This window comes from Streptomyces tubercidicus (assembly GCF_027497495.1).
In the GTDB taxonomy this organism is placed as follows: Bacteria; Actinomycetota; Actinomycetes; order Streptomycetales; family Streptomycetaceae; genus Streptomyces; species Streptomyces tubercidicus.
Genome location: NZ_CP114205.1, coordinates 5365738 through 5380641, shown reverse-complemented (window position 1 = coordinate 5380641; position 14904 = coordinate 5365738). Strand labels below are relative to the sequence as shown.

The following is a 14904-nucleotide window of genomic DNA, read 5'->3' as shown; positions in this document are numbered from 1 at the left end:
CCGGGGGCCTCGGCCTTGGGCGTGCCGCAGGGGGCGTCGGCAGCGGGAGGCGCCGACGGCGGGACGGACGCCGACGGCCGGGCGGACGCCGACGGCCCCGGAGCGCGGCTGCGCTCCGGGGCCGTGGGGTGCTTCGCCGGTGACCGGCCACTCACCCTCGGGTCACCGAGGGCAAGTGATCACCGGGTACGGCCGGTGCGGGGCACCGGCCGCCGGGTGTTACTGGGCGGGGGTGCCGGTCTTCTTCTTACGGAGGAAGAACACCGCGCCGCCGCCGACCACGACGAGGACGACCGCGATGCCCGCGATCATCGGGGTGGCGTTGCTGGAGCCGGTCTCGGCGAGGTCGCCGCCCTTGTCCCCACCGGTGCTGCTGCCGCCCACCGAGGCCGGGCTGGGCTTGCTGGAGGGCTTGCCGCCGCCACTGCCGGCGGTCTTGCAGTCCAGGACCCCGGAGAACGACTTCTTGAAGCCGCCCTCACCCTTGATCGTGATGTCGTACGGCTGGTCCTCGGCCACCGGCACGGTCACGGTCTGCGACTTGCCCGGGGCGATCTCGTAGTCCTTGCCGGCGAGCTGGAAGCGGAACGCCTCATCGCCCTTGTTGTTCGCGGTGACGTCCACACCACCCTTGGCGCAGTTCTTCTCGGCGGTGATCGCCGGGATGGCGCCCTGCTTCTTCCAGGAGAACGAGGCGGCCGCGGAGACCGTCGACTCGCTGGAGCCGGCCAGGATCTGGGTCTGGCTCTTGGCGTGCTCACCGATGCCGGTGAAGGCACGGCCGACCGGGACCTTGGTGGCGGCCTGCGCGGTCAGCGAGCTGCTGCCGTCAGCGGCACCCGCGGGCACGTCGAAGAACAGCTGGGTGCCGTCGGTCGCGCTGGTGACCGGCTTGCCGTCCTTGCCGACGACCTTGGCACCGGCGGGCACACCGGCGGCCGGGGAGATCGTGACGCTGTCGGCGTTGGTGTGCACGGTGACCGGGCCGAGCTTGCTGCCGGACTTGCCGGAGACGGCCGGCGGGTCGAGCGTCAGCGAGGCCTTGGGCTCGGCAACGTTCTGCGCGCTCTTCTCCAGGTAGTCGGCGAGCTTCTCGGCCGCCGGGTCGAGCGCGTCCACCTTGGCGTGGTCGGAGAAGCGCCAGATCGCGACCTGGGTGCCGGCCGCGGCGGTCTTCTCGGTGAGGTTCCCGGCACCGGCCTTGGCGGCGAGCGCGGCCAGGTCGTTCACCTGCGGGTAGGAGTTCTGCAGAATCCAGCGGATCTTGCCCGCGTCCCCGTTGTTGTGCAGCGACGAGGCGCTCCAGGGCACTTCCTGGTACTTCGCCTGCTGCTGCGTCGGGTTGTGGATGTCGATGCAGTACGTCTGGAGCGTGCCGCCGTTGTCGACCGCCATCTCGAAGAGGCCGGCGCCTACGCGCTGGTCGCCTCCGTCGTTGTGCACGACCGCCTGGTCGAAGGTCTTCAGACCGCCGAGCGTGGCGGTGGCACCCCCGTGAGCGGGAGTCGCCTCGTCCGCCGCGGCAGGGCCCGCGGTGGCTATCGCACCCGCCGCGACCAGGCCGGAGGCCATGACCGCAGCGGCAAGGCGGGCTGCGCCCCGCCTCTTTATCGAAAGCATGAAATTCCCCTCTGGGCGAGGCGGTCGAGTGGGAGAGGTTGCCTCGCCGGAAAGATCCCAAAGAACTCAACAGCCGAACACGTCAGCCCCCGTGAGTACTTGTCGGATCTTAAGGAGCAGGTGCACCAGGGCCCCCGGTAATGGCATTCCATAAGCGATCCGAATCGCAATCGTTACCGACCACGAGCACCTCGACTTGGCATTATCGACAAATCGCCATACCTTTTCAGGGCACAGCGGCCTTCTCGGGCGAATGGGTCACGGAGGAGGCCGGCGCGGCGGAGCCCTCCGAAGCCCCGGCACCAGCCGTAATCCCGCTGGTCGTAGGCGTTTTGGCAGTCGTGGAGGCGACCTCGGCGGCCTTCCGATCCTGGGCAACTGCCCGCGCTCCGGCGCCTGTCCGGGGTCTGGACGCCGACCGCTCGTCGACGGCCGTCCGCGACTTCCCGCCCTTTGGCGAGTTGGCTGCCGCGGGCGCCCTGTCGGGCGTCCGACTGCCGCTCCCTTCCGGCAACTGGCTTTCCCATAAATCCTGTTGGGCCGGTGGAGTGGGGCTCGGTGATTGCGATCGTTGCGGGGGTGGGGAAGGGGATGGGGACGGGGATGGTGGCGATTGCGATCGATTCGGCTGCGGTGGTGAAGCCGCGTCCTGCGCCGGGGCCGATTGCGGTGTCGTGGAGGGTTGCTGGGCCGTGGCCGGTGGGCTGTCCGCTGCCGTGCGCGGCGGGCGGAGGACCCTTCGGAATGCGGCGGTGCCCCGCGTGAGATCGTGGCCGATCGCCACGGCGTCGACCTCCGCCGAGAACCAGCGCTGCCCGCCCTTCTCGGGCGGCTGCTCCCCCTCCCGCAGCCGCAACCGTCCCTGGACGATGAGGGGTTCGCCCACCGCCACCGACGCCGCCACATTGTCGGCGAGTCCGCGCCACGAACGGACCGTATAGAAGCTGGTCTCCCCGTCGGTCCAGCGCTCCAGCGCCTTGTCCCACCGGCGGGATCTCGCCGCCAGCCGGAACCTCGCCACCGTCACACCCGCTGCTGTCTGCCGGTGCTCCACCGCCGTCGCGGCATTGCCCACCAGCGTCACCATCGTGTCGTTCATCTGTCACGCCTCCCCCATGTCCTGCGCGCTCGCCCTCGCCACGTGCCGCTTGCTCTCGTCACGTCCCGCTCGCGCTGCGTTGACCTCATGCTGCACGGATCCGGAAAGTCCCGCGGCGGCATGTGGACGGGTGGCCGACTGTGGACAAGTCGGCCACCCGGAAGGGGGAAGCGGCAGGATTTTCAGGCCGTCACGGCCGTCAGGCGCCCGACGCCACCGCGTACTGCTCCCGCACCTCGCGATAGCGCAGCAGCTCCGCGGCGACCGGCTCCAGCACCCGCGCCCGCCCGCACGCCGCCGCCGCACTCCGCAACCGCCGCTCGGCGTCCTGCCCGTAACGCCGGGCCGGGCCGCGCGCCACCACCCGGCACATCCACGCCAGCGCCGGTCCACCCACCGACCCGAGGACCGCGGGCAGCAGCCCGGAGATCCAGGCCGTCGCATCGCCCACGCCCGTGATCGCGCCCAGCAGCCACAGCACACCGACGACTTGGAGCACGGTCAACATCCCCTGCAGCGAGGCCGCCACCGTCCACCACCGTGGCCGCACGGCCGGTCCGCCCCGTAGCGACTCCTCGGCATCCGCCGCCACCTTGTCCAGTGCCTCCGGCAGCCCGTAGGCACCGCGGTCCGCCGCCTCCCGCACCGCGTGGGCCCAGGGCGCGGGCAACCCGTGCGCCGCCTCGGCTACCACCGTGCGGACGGCCTGCTCCACCACGGGCCGGGCCGCCGCCCGGCCGTCGACTGCCGACGCGCCCACCTCAGCGGTCCCGGCCGCCCCGCCGGCTCCCGGATGCCCGGCCGCCCCCTGCCGCTCCACCGGGCCCTGTCCCCTGCCGCTTCGCCCGGAGGCGGTCAGTCCCTCCGGCCCCTCACCGTTCCGCCCGGAACGCGTCCGCCCCGCCCCGGTCATCCCCGCCCCGCTCCGCCCCATCTCGCCGTGCCCCGCGCATGCCTGTCCCATGGCGGCCCGCACGTCCTGGCGTCCTCCAGCGCGCCCGGTACGGCCCCGCGCCGCACCCATCCGCCCCACACCACCGGTCCGCCCGACGCCCGCAGGCCCGGCGCCCGCCTGCCCAGCGCCCGTACGCCCGCCTCCCCGCGCAGCCCCCGCGCCCGTCACCCCGGCTCCCGTCGCCCCCGCCCCTGTCGCCCACCCATCGGCCGTCCCCGCCCCGAAGCCGCCGGCCCCCCACCGTCTCCCCGGCCACCGCCGCATCCGCATCCGCATCCGCATCCGCGACCACGGAGACCCGCAGGCGCGCTCCGCGTACCGCAGCCAGTCGCGCTCCGCCGCGCGCCCGGTGGCCACCGCCCCGACCGCCTCGGCCAACCGGTCGTCGAACTCCGCGCGGGCCCGTTCGGTCAGCCCGACCCGGCTCTGCGCCACGTACACCGACCGCAACCGCTCGGTCGCCGCATCCACATCCGCCGCCAGCCGCCGGTCCGCCGCACCCCGTTCCGCGACGAACTGGCCTAGCGCCTCCCGCAGTTCCCCCACGCCCCGGCCGGTCGCGGCGGACAGCGCGAGCACCGCCGCCCCGGGCTCCCCGTGCTCGCCGAGCGCCAGCCCGTCCTCGTCGAGCAGCCGGCGCAGATCGTCCACCACCTGGTCGGCGGCGTCCCCGGGCAGCCGGTCGACCTGATTGAGGACGACGAACATCACCTCGGCGTAGCCCGCCAACGGCCGCAGATACCGCTCGTGCAGCACCGCGTCCGCGTACTTCTCCGGGTCCACCACCCAGATCACCGCGTCCACCAGCTCCAGCATCCGGTCCACCTGAGCGCGGTGCTCGGTGGCCGAGGAGTCGTGGTCGGGCAGATCGATCAGGATGAGGCCGCGCAGCTCGGAGCTGCCGTCGGCCGGGGCGTGCCGACGGTGGGGGGGCACACCCAGCCGGTACAACAGCCCGTCCGCGCCCGGCCGACTGCCCGGCCAGACACAGGCCACCGGCTCCGCGGTCGTCGGCCGACGCGGCCCGACCTGCGAACGATTCGCCCCGGCCAGCGCGTTGAACAGCGACGACTTACCACTGCCGGTCGCCCCCGCGATGGCGACGACGGTGTGCTCGCCGGACAGCCGGTACCGCTCGTCCGCCGTCTCCAGCACCCGGCCCGCCCCCTCCAGCGTCCGCCCGTCCAGCCGGGTCCGGGACAGCGCGATCAACTCCCGCAAGGCATCCAGCCGCCCCCGCAGCCCGCCGCCGGCGGCCCGACGCCCCCCGTCCGCGACCCACCGGTACGCGCCTCCACCGCCGCTCTCCACTTCGGCCGGCGACCGCGGCTGCACCATCGCCTCCATGCGCGCGTCGGCACGGTACGCACCACGTGGTCCCTCGATACGCCGCCGCTCCCTACGGGATCCCCCGCCATGAGCTTCCGCGTTACGGGCGTCCGCGGCACGGGCCCCCTCGGCCCCGACCGACGCGGCAACCCCAGCCGCAACCCCCGCCCCCACAGGCGGCTCCACCCGCGCCCCCGGCCTGGGCACCCCCGCACCCCGCGCCCGTCGCGCAATCAGTCCGTCATCCCACGCCCCACCCACCTGCGCTCCCGGCGCACCTGCCCCCGAGGCCGGTCCAGCACCCTGCTCCCCCTCCGACACCACCGTCTCCTCAGCCCGTTCAGCCCCCTCAACAGCCGCAGCCTCCCGAGACTCCGCAGCCCCCACCGACTCCCCGCAAGCCCCAGGCACCACGGACACCACAGCCTCTCCACCCACCCCAGGCTCCCCTTCCACCCGGGGCGCCACCGGGGCCGCCACCGCCTCACCGCCCCCCGACGCCACCCCCTCACCCGGCACCACGGGCACCGTGAGCACGGCGGACACCACCGGCACCCCGCGCACCACCGGCACCCCACGCACCCTCTCCCCCACCACTTCGCCGGTATTCCCCTCCGTCTCCCCCATTCCCCGCCCGTTGTCCCCCGCGCCCTCCCCGGAACCAGCCACCTCGGAATCGCTCACCCCGACACCTCCTCCTTCTCCATCGCCCTGGCCCGCTCCTCCACTTGCCGCTGCTCCCGCCGCGCTTCCTTCTCCACCTCCCGCTTCGTCTCCCACTGCATTTCCCACTGCTTTTCCCGCTGCATTACGGACAGCGCGGCGATCAGCTCCGCCTGTTGGTCCAGTGGCACGGTCAGCTGGTCCAGCGGTGCCAGCCGCCGCTCGCGCTCACCGTCCAGCGCACGCTCCAGATAGGTGGCCAGGAGCCGTCCGCCGCGCTCGCAGAGCCGCAGCGCGGTCTGTGCCCCCAGGAGGTCGGCGAGGTTCTCGCCCGCCGTACGGGCGCGACGGCCGCCGAGCAGAGCGGCGGCCAGCAGCGCCGCCGACTCCTCCGGCTCCACCGACCCCGCGCGCTCCCCGGCCTGTCCGGCGCGCGCCTCACGGGTCTCCTCCTCGGCCAGCTCCTCCAGGCAGCGCCGCCAGCGCCGGATGATCACACCGAGCCGCCCGCCCGCCCCCGAGGCACCCGCGGCGGCCGTCAGCGAGACCTCGGCCGCCGCGGGATCCCGCCGCCAGGCGTCCGCGGCCCGCTCGTCGGCCTCGTCCACGGCGCAGGTCAGCAGCGAGGTGAGCCCGTCGGTCAGCGCGTCGAGCAGCTCGTCCGACCGGCCGTCGAGCCCGTGGTCACGCCAGTGGGCGCGGGCGTCCCCGGACAACACCTCACCGGCCGCTACCTCCTGCCGTACCCGCTCCGCGGCCTGCTCGTACGCCTCCTCGACCCGGCCGGCCAGCCGCAGCGCCGCGGCGTGCTGGGCGGCGGCGGCCCCGGCCAGCGCGGGCAGCCGGCTGCGCAGCGAGGCGATCACCCCGGCAGCCGTACGCTCCGCCGCGGCGGCGCGGGCGACGGGGTCCTGGGCGTGCCGCTCCAGCCAGCCCCGCAGCGCCGCGACGGCCGTGGCGGGCAGCAGCCCGCTCCCCCCACCGGCCGACTCGGGCAGCTCGGGAATCGTGAACCGCGGGACATGGCCGAGACCGGCCCGCTGGAGCAGTTCGGCGTAGCGCCCGGAGATGTCGGTGGCGATCTGATGCGGCACCCGGTCCAGCACGGTCACCAGCGTGACGTCGTATTCCTTGGCCGTACGCAGCAGATGCCAGGGCACCGCATCCGCGTACCGGGCGGCCGTGGTGACCAGCACCCAGACATCCGCCGCGCAGATCAGCTCGGCGGCCAGCTCCCGGTTCCGCGCGACCAGCGAATCGATATCCGGTGCGTCCAGCAACGCCAGCCCACTGGGCAACGCCGGATCCGTCTCGATCCGCACCGTCAGCATCCCCGCCTCGGCCCCGCTCCCTTCTCTCCCAAGCCCTACGCCACCACTTCCGCCACCCACCCCGCCATACGCCTCATAGCCCCCACCAGCCGCACCCACAACGCCTTCCGCGGCCCCGTCCCCAAACTCAAACCCATACCCCTCCCCATCCCCTGCCGCCACTTCCTCCCTGTACACCTCAGATGCCCTGCGCTCCCCTCCCACCCCACGAACACCAGCCGCCAGGTGCGCGGCGCCGCCGGCCCCCTCCTGACACGCCCCCGATCCGGGCCCCCCATGGGGCTCCCGAAGTCCCCCGTGAGGCGCAGCGCCCGCAGAGACTCCCTGCCCCATACGGGCGCCCGGCCCACCGCCCGCGCCACGCCCACCACCCGCCGCATACTCACCCTCGCCCCCGTCATCCTGCTCAGGGACCCACACCCGGGCGAGCTGCGGCAGGACCCGGGGCCCGGCGAACCAATGAAGATCGTCGGGATGACAGACCAGCACCGGCGTACGCGTCGTCGGCCGCAGCACCCCGGCCTCCGAGACCCGCCGCCCCACCAGCGAATTGACCAGCGTGGACTTGCCCGCACCGGTCGATCCACCGATCACCGCGAGCAGCGGGGCCTGAGGAGAGCGCAGACGGGGAATCACATAGTCATCGAGCTGAGCGAGCAGCTCGGCCCTGTTACGCCGGGCGCGGGCAGCGCCCCGGAGTGGCAGTGGAAAGCGTGCGGCGTCGACGCGGTCGCGCAGAACGGACAGTGCGTCGATCAGCCGGGGTCGTACGTCCAAGGTCGCCACAGGTGCAGAATGCCCAATTTCGATGGGTTTTTGAAGCGTATAACCCCTTGTGCGCGCCGTAAGAACCCACATAGAACGGCATAAGTGGCGCGCGAGACGTCCGCGCCACGTGAGGCGGAGGCATAACGAGTGCACAACACCCACCGCACGAGAGGCCAAAAGCGATGCAGGATTCGTACCCGCCTGCGATTATCGGGACCGCTTCACGGAACCTCCACAACGTGCCACGGAGGTGAAGCAACCGGGACGAGGCACCCGGACCTCTATCCTTGTCCGCGGTCCGTGATCCACGTCCACACCCGGCCCCCGTAGCTCAGTGGATAGAGCAGGTGCCTTCTAAGCACTTGGCCGCAGGTTCGAGTCCTGCCGGGGGCGCTCCGCAAGACCCTCCTCCTGGGAGGGTCTTTTTGCTGGTCAGGGGGTGTTCGGTGGCCTCGCCAGGCCGTCGGGCACCGGGGGCGGAGGAGGCCGACCCGTCCGGCTGGAACCGGTCCAGGGCGGGTTTCGGCGGCTGTTCTTCCCGAAAACTTCCCGAAGTTTCGGCGTGCCCGGTGGCATGGAGCGCCCGGCTTCCGAGGACCGAGGCGGCCCTCCTCGCCCACTCGGCATACGGGCATAGGCAGAGAGCCCGGCCGAAGCCGGGCCCTGCCGTGTGAGCCCTGTCGCCGTCGCAATCAGCGGGCGCGGCCCGGCGCCCTGGGAAGCGGCGGTGAGAGCGAGCCCCTGGGGCCTGGAACCAATGGCGCATCCGGGAGCTTCTGAGGCCCCTCGATGCGCTGCTGGAGTTCAACGGTCTGTCCGGTGATGCAGCGCGCGTAGGTGGAAAGCAGCACCGGGACGCTGTTGCCTGCCCACTCGGCGACCTGTGCCGGCGGGATGCCGTGGTTGAGCCAGGTCGTCAGGCAGGTGTGGCGGAGGTCGTATACCCGCTTGCCAACGGGCGAGCTGTACTCGCGCTCGGTCAGGACTGCCGTGCGGGCCTTGTCCCAGGCTCGCCGGTAGACGGAGCCGGCGAGCAGGCCGCCTTTCTCGCCGGGGAAGAAGAGATCTCCCGCTGTCAACTGGTCCTGGGCAACGAGGGTGTGGAGGATCGATGCGAGGGCGGGATGCGCGGGCACGGTGCGGGTGTCCCCTGACGCCCGCCCCTTCAGATCCCGGGTCTCGTGGACCTCGCCGTCGTCCGTCCACTGCTTGCCGACCTCGGGCGCTGCGGTGTGCACCCGGAGTTCACCCCAACCGGTGGAGGGGAGAACGGCGTCCTCGACGCGGAGTGCGACCGCCTCCTCAGGGCGGAGCCCGGCGTAATAGAGCGTCGCGAAGAACGCCGTGAGCCGGTGACCGGTGCGCGGGCGGGAGGCAATCCAGACGAGCAGGGCAGCGGCCCGGCCCGCGTCGCGCGCTCGTGATCGAGCGCCTGTCACCAGAGGGGTGGGCGTGTGCGTAAGCACCGATGTACGTCGGCCGCAGCAGGAGTACCGAAGGGAGCGGGATGGCGCCCATCACCAGTTCGTCTGCCCGTGGCATGCCCGGGGCGGCGTGCGTCAGGTGTCCGTGGCCGTGTTCAGAGGTGGGGTCCGTGCGGCGGTGTCTGAGTGGATCCGCCGGGGCGCGGCATGAATGAGCGGGAGTTCGATGCGTTCTACAGCGGGAGCGTTGGCCGGCTTACGGGGCAGTTGTACGCGATGACCGGTGGTTTCGCGGAGTCCCAGGACGTGGTGCAGGAAGGCGTTCGCCCGTGCCTGGGAGCGGCGGACCGAGCTGGATGGGAGTGGCGCGCCTGAGGCATGGGTGCGCACGGTGGCCTGGCGGTTGGCGATGAGCCGGTGGCGGGTGTGTACCGCGCTTAGGGACTCACAGGGGTGGAAGATGGACGAGTGCTGGTTGGTGTTCGTACCGGACCGTGAGGATCTTGCGCATCAGGCGGACCAACCAGTATCAGCAACTGGTACAGCCCGATCGCCGCAGGCCGTCCGCCCGGCCTCACGACCTCGCCGAGCAGCTCCGCACACCGCCCGTACAGCAGAATCCGTTGCCCGCTGCCGAGCCCCGTGAGAGCATCAAGGTTCAACGGTCCGCCTCCTTTCGTTTACGCTTCGCGACGCAAATGAAGGAGTGCGGGCCATTGTTATGTCCACGGTTTTGAGTAATCCGCCGAGATCTGCGAATGACAGGTACCGTTTGATGTACACAACCGAGTCGGCAGAAGCCCGCATCGAGGATGCGGGCAACATCTTGGTTGCGCCTTCGATGTTGCAAGATAACGACTTGATCAGGGACTTCTTCGGGTCCACCATCACGCCAGAGGATCTTGCTTCTGGTTCGCCCGACCTCGCGCAGAAGACCGTCTACCTGTGTGGCGATATATCCGGGATCAGTGGCCGCCAACTGCAGGCGGCGGCCCGGGTATTCATTATCCGGGAGCTGTCACACGGTTCCCACGAGGACGTCGACAAACCTTGGACCCTCGTCGGCCTCGGCCGAGTCCCCATCCGCGTACACGGCGTTGGCGTGTACTACCGACGCTTTTTCGAACTCGGCGACGATCACTTCGGACGGATCCGTGCGGAGCACGCATTCCAGTCCCTGACGGAGTCCACCAAGCCTGGAACAGCCCATCGCAGCGGAATCTATCTGACGCCCGTCACACGAAACGGTGATGAACTGCATTTCCGCCTGCTCCGGTGCTCCACGAATCTCTCGGGGCCGACCGAGAGCTTTCGCCCGACCGACACGCGCATCGTCGAGGCTCTGAACCGCGAGGCCGCCGCCGTCTTCCGGAACCAGGCACCCCTCAATCACGTCCTCGCTCAGATCTACCACAACACCCGCGCCACGACCAAGCGCAAGCAGTCCAAGGCCAAGATCTCGGCCCATGCCGACAAGACCAAGGACATGCCCGTCAACGGCATCATGGCCTTCTGCACCTTCTATGACCGGCTCGACAAGCTGCAGCCGCTGACCGAAGACGCCTTTGACTACGGTGCGAAGGGTGCCAGCGGGCTGACCAAACTCCACTTTCGCCTCAAGGACCCGACCGAAAAGCGCGAAGGAGTCGCGCTCCCCCCGCAGTTCACCCTGACCCTCCACCCCGGCTCCGTGTTCTTCATGCCGCTGTCCACCAACCGCCTGTATACGCACGAAATCCGGCCCTCGACGTTGGACGCCGAGTTGCTCCCGACCCGCCTGGGATACGTGGTGCGCTGTTCGAGCGCCGAAGCCGTTCACAAGAACGGCCACACGTTCCTCAAACTGGCCGAAGAGCTGGTGAAACTGGGGCCACCCACACCGGCCGGCATGAACGAACTGCGCAGACTGTACGCCGAGGAGAACAGAACCTCGTCCTTCATTGATTACGGCGACAACTTCCTCTTCAGCATGAACACGGGAGACTACGTTGCCCCCCGAGTCTAGGATCTCGGATGAGATCATCTCGTGCGCTTTGTCGACCGAAGAGAATCTCTTTACGGAGCTGTCCACATCGGCTCATTTGGAAGACGTAGGAAAAGGCCGGCGAGGCGCCGTAATTACCAAGATCGACGAGGCGGGTGGTGTGCCTCTCGTACGCACTACCACTCGATACAGCAGCCCGACGCAGCGTTTCCGGGCAGTGCACGAACGGCTGGCGCAACAGATTCAAGAACGTGCAGCGCTTTCGGTCGGCTTCAACAACGCACTCGTCGAGAACTACACGAACGCTTACAAAACCATGGGCATCCATTCCGACCAAGCCCTCGACCTGGCCGACGAGTCGTTTATCGCCGTCTTCTCCTGCTACCAACATCCCGAAGCGAGCCCACCAAGGAAGCTGATCTTCGAATCAAAGGGGTCCGGTGGCGAGAAGTTCGAAATCCCCCTCGCCCACAACAGTGTCGTCGCGTTTTCTGTCCACGCGAATCGGCGACTCAGGCACAAGATCGTACTGGACAAACCCGCCCCGGCGGCGGACAACCAATGGTTGGGCGTAACCTTTCGAACGTCAAAGACCTTCGTTCGGTTTCGCGACGGACATGTATACCTCCCGCAGGGTGCGCGCCTCATGTCGGCCGACGATGAGCAGAAGAGCGAGTTTTACCGACTACGCCGCCGTGAGAACAATGAAACGGACTTCACCTACCCTCTGCTGGCATACACCATCAGCGAGAGCGATCTGATGCCGCCCGTCTGACCTTAATGAGCGGCAGCCGAACAGCCCTTGCTGCAGCATGACTCCTGCCGAGGCCGCGACAGACGGTTCGGGGGCGCGAAGCGAACGATGAGCCCAAGTCCTTTCCGCGGAGGAGCGGTAAAGGTCGTTCGCCGATAGCTTCGACGCCTCCATTACGTCACGCTCTGGCGCTCTACGGCTTCGCTAAGGGACAGCCCTTAGCCGCATACGGGTGGATGAAGCACCTCTCATCGAATGGCGTGAACCAGCGCTCAACATGCAACGCCCCGACCTCTGGCGTCGTTGCGTCAGCTCTTTGGTCGGCGTCGTCCGTGGTTGTCTCGTACCACCGACGTGCTCACCGCCCAGCGCAAGGAACGTGCCCGCATCCGCAGCGAGAAAGGAATCCGCTGGGGCGGACGCCCTCTCGCCAAAGTGGCGTGGCAGCACTCTCGGGGCTGTCACCTTCGTGTCGTCGAAAGATCCAGAGGTCACTCTCGTGAACATCCGTACAACGCATCACGCGCTGCTGCGCCGCCTGCTGCCTGACGACAAACCTGGCGATCTTGCCGTACGCCAGGGTCAATTCCACACCGTGGTGATTGGCTCAGAGCGCGTCGTGTGCCTGCCCCGTACCCGCGGTGCGGCTGCCCGGCTGCCCGAGCGGGTGGCCGCTTTACGCGCACTTGCCAGGCTCGACCTCGGCTTCCGCACGCCTGAGCCACTGGTGCAGGGTGGAGCCGACGGCACCGACGAGGCGCCGTTCCTGATGCTCAGCCGCATTCCTGGGGAACCGTTGGAGGCCGACGCGCTCAACGATGCCCATGTGGCCGGCGCCGTGGCGGCGCAGTACGCGACGCTGCTGGCCGGCCTGGACCGAGCTGGCGCGGACGAGTCGGTGCGGGTGGCTCTGCCTCACGCACAGGAAGGCCGGTGGCGGCGGTTCGCGGATAACGTGCGCTCGGAGTTGTTCGTGCTGATGTCCGACAACGGGCGCCTACGGGCCGAACGGGAACTCACCGCTCTCGACGGCCTTCCCCACCTCACACGAGCAGTGGTGCATGGTGACCTCGGTGCCGAGAACGTCCTGTGGGAGTGGGATCACGGCCTGCCGCGCCTCGCCGGAGTGCTCGACTGGGACGATGTCACCCTCAGCGACCCGGCCGAGGATCTCGCAGCCATCGGTGCCAGCTACGGCCACGGCCTCCTGGAGCAAGTACTCGCCCTGGGCGGCTGGTCGGACAACGGACTCACCACCCGCATTGTCGCGATCCGCGGCACATTCGCTCTGCAGCAGGCCCTCTATGCCGTCCGCGACGGCGACGAGGGGGAACTGGCGGACGGCCTGGCCGACTACCGCTGAGGCACGACAGCACATCCGCAATCAGGAACGCTCGCGTCCGCGGCCGCTGCACCCACCGTGCCAGTGCCGTGCCAGTGCCGTGCCAGAGAGGCTGGAGGGCCACGGTCAACAAGGGGCAGAGATCAGCTGGCCCCCCACCCGCCCCTAATACGGTGTCTTTGCCGGCCAGAGAGGCACTGGATAGGCGTAAGCCCCCTGATTCCCAAGCTCAGAGCGCGGGACCTCCGTTGCCGGCTCCACAGCAACGAGGAACATCACTCAGCATCTGGGAGGACCGTGGCGCGGCCCACGCTCATGTAGAGGAAACCAGCAGAGGCCATCGTGTTGGGGTCGAGGACATTCCGGCCGTCGAAGAGAACACGGCGACGCATGGAGCGGCCCGCTGCCGACCAGTCGACGGTCTTGAGTTCCGGCCACTCGGTCACCACGATGGCGGCATCCGCATCGCTCATAGCCTCCCCCGGAGAAGAGTGGCGCACCGTCGCGTTCCACGGGGCGATGTCGGCGGGCCGGGCCATGGGATCCCAGCAGTGCACCTCGGCACTCTCCGCGAGCAGTCGGGCGGCGATGACCGCGCTGGGGGCCTCGCGGAGATCGTCGGTTCCTGCCTTGAAGGTCATGCCCAGGAGGGCGATACGGCGTCCCTTGAGGCCGCCGAGTTCGGTCTTGAGGCGCTGGATGGCGCGCCGGGGCTGGAGGTCGTTGACCTCGATGACGGAGTTGAGCAATTGGAAGGGGTATCCGGAGTTGCTTGCCATGGCCCGCAGGGCGCGGGAGTCCTTGGGGAAGCAGCTGCCTCCGTAACCGAGGCCGGCCTTCAGGAAGTGTGGGCCCAGTCTGTGGTCCATGCCGATGGCCGTGGCGACCTCTTCGACGTCCGCGCCCGTGGCCTCGCAGACGGTGGCGATCTCGTTGATGAAAGTGATCTTGGTGGCGAGCAGGGCATTGGCGGCGAGCTTGACCATCTCCGCCGAGGCGATCGAGAGGGTCTGCACCGGCCCGTCGACACCGTCGTGAAGGTCCGTGATCAGCTGGGCGGTTGACGCGTCGGAGGCACCGATGACAATGCGGTCGGGGCGCAGGAAGTCCTCCACCGCCTTGCCTTCGGCGGTGAATTCGGGGTTCGCCGCATAGCCGACGTGGGCGAGGCCGGCGTCGTCCAGGGCGCAGCGGACCCGGTCGCCGGTGCCCACGGGCACGGTGCTTTTGATCACCACGGCGGTCAGGTGCGGGGCGCCCTTGAGCGTCTCGATGACCGCCCAGACGCGTGACAGGTCGGCGTCGCCGGATGCGGTGGGCGGTGTGTCCACACAGATGTAGGCGACCTCGGCGTCCTGGAGCGCTTCACGGGCGTCGAGGGTGAAGGTGAGGCGCTCCTTGTTCGCCGCGATCAGCTCTCCGAGGCCGGGCTCGTAGATCGGCACATCGCCTGAGTTGAGCAGTCTGACGCGCTCGGGCTGCACATCGCGTACCGCGACGCGGTGGCCCAGTGCCGCGAAACAGGCCCCGGTGACGAGGCCGATGTATCCCGCACCGAAGACGGCGACGGTTCGTGAGGTGCTTGCCATGGCACGGATCTCTCTCTGAAGGGTGAAGGCCGGCCGCCTCAGCGCG

9 protein-coding genes, 1 tRNA gene and 2 pseudogenes are annotated in these 14904 nt (G+C 69.7%); 6 read left to right on the top strand and 6 right to left on the bottom strand.

What is annotated here, in order from left to right; all coding sequences use genetic code 11:
* Positions 1 to 219 precede the first annotated feature (219 nt).
* The 4 genes from STRTU_RS23390 to STRTU_RS23375 all read right to left on the bottom strand — a co-directional run bounded on the left by STRTU_RS23390 (position 220) and on the right by STRTU_RS23375 (position 7783).
* The gene (locus STRTU_RS23390; RefSeq protein WP_159745856.1) at positions 220 to 1620 is read right to left on the bottom strand and encodes an LAETG motif-containing sortase-dependent surface protein; all 1401 of its coding nucleotides are present in this window, start codon (positions 1618 to 1620) and stop codon (positions 220 to 222) included.
* A 226-nt stretch (positions 1621 to 1846) separates the two neighbouring features.
* Complete coding sequence (locus tag STRTU_RS23385) at positions 1847 to 2707, bottom strand: single-stranded DNA-binding protein (protein ID WP_246241453.1); 861 nt, start codon at positions 2705 to 2707, stop codon at positions 1847 to 1849.
* Positions 2708 to 2918: 211 nt separating this feature from the next.
* Positions 2919 to 5021 (bottom strand): YfjP family GTPase, encoded by a 2103-nt coding sequence (locus STRTU_RS23380; RefSeq protein WP_159745854.1) that lies wholly within the window; start codon positions 5019 to 5021, stop codon positions 2919 to 2921.
* 662 nt (positions 5022 to 5683) lie between these two features.
* Positions 5684 to 7783, bottom strand: a complete 2100-nt coding sequence (locus tag STRTU_RS23375; RefSeq protein WP_246241116.1) for a GTPase domain-containing protein — start codon at positions 7781 to 7783, stop codon at positions 5684 to 5686.
* A 302-nt stretch (positions 7784 to 8085) separates the two neighbouring features.
* On the opposite strand from STRTU_RS23375, the gene STRTU_RS23370 reads away from it, so the two are divergent.
* Positions 8086 to 8158, top strand: a tRNA-Arg gene (locus STRTU_RS23370).
* A 299-nt stretch (positions 8159 to 8457) separates the two neighbouring features.
* Here the strand turns inward: STRTU_RS23370 and STRTU_RS23365 are convergent.
* Positions 8458 to 9204: a tyrosine-type recombinase/integrase gene (locus tag STRTU_RS23365; RefSeq protein ID WP_246241113.1), complete on the bottom strand. Its 747-nt coding sequence runs from the start codon at positions 9202 to 9204 to the stop codon at positions 8458 to 8460.
* 192 nt (positions 9205 to 9396) lie between these two features.
* Here STRTU_RS23365 and STRTU_RS23360 point away from each other — a divergent pair.
* The 5 genes and pseudogenes from STRTU_RS23360 to vph all read left to right on the top strand — a co-directional run.
* A pseudogene (locus STRTU_RS23360) lies at positions 9397 to 9628 on the top strand (sigma factor); the annotation flags it as partial.
* 336 nt (positions 9629 to 9964) lie between these two features.
* Positions 9965 to 11194 carry a hypothetical protein gene (locus STRTU_RS23355; RefSeq protein WP_174878913.1) on the top strand — a complete coding sequence of 410 codons (1230 nt, stop codon included), beginning with the start codon at positions 9965 to 9967 and terminating at the stop codon, positions 11192 to 11194.
* Positions 11178 to 11948 carry an alpha-ketoglutarate-dependent dioxygenase AlkB gene (locus tag STRTU_RS23350; RefSeq protein ID WP_159745852.1) on the top strand — a complete coding sequence of 257 codons (771 nt, stop codon included), beginning with the start codon at positions 11178 to 11180 and terminating at the stop codon, positions 11946 to 11948. Before STRTU_RS23355 ends, STRTU_RS23350 begins: the two co-directional genes overlap by 17 nt.
* Before the next feature lie 318 nt (positions 11949 to 12266).
* Positions 12267 to 12350 (top strand): annotated as a pseudogene (locus STRTU_RS36195) (integrase); the annotation flags it as partial.
* Positions 12351 to 12426: 76 nt separating this feature from the next.
* Entirely contained in the window at positions 12427 to 13290 is an 864-nt protein-coding gene (vph, locus tag STRTU_RS23340) for a viomycin phosphotransferase (RefSeq protein ID WP_159745850.1), read from the top strand.
* 254 nt (positions 13291 to 13544) lie between these two features.
* On the opposite strand, the gene STRTU_RS23335 is transcribed toward vph, so the two are convergent.
* A complete protein-coding gene (locus STRTU_RS23335) occupies positions 13545 to 14858 on the bottom strand; it encodes a UDP-glucose dehydrogenase family protein (RefSeq protein WP_159745849.1) in 1314 nt (437 codons plus the stop codon).
* Positions 14859 to 14904 lie beyond the last annotated feature (46 nt).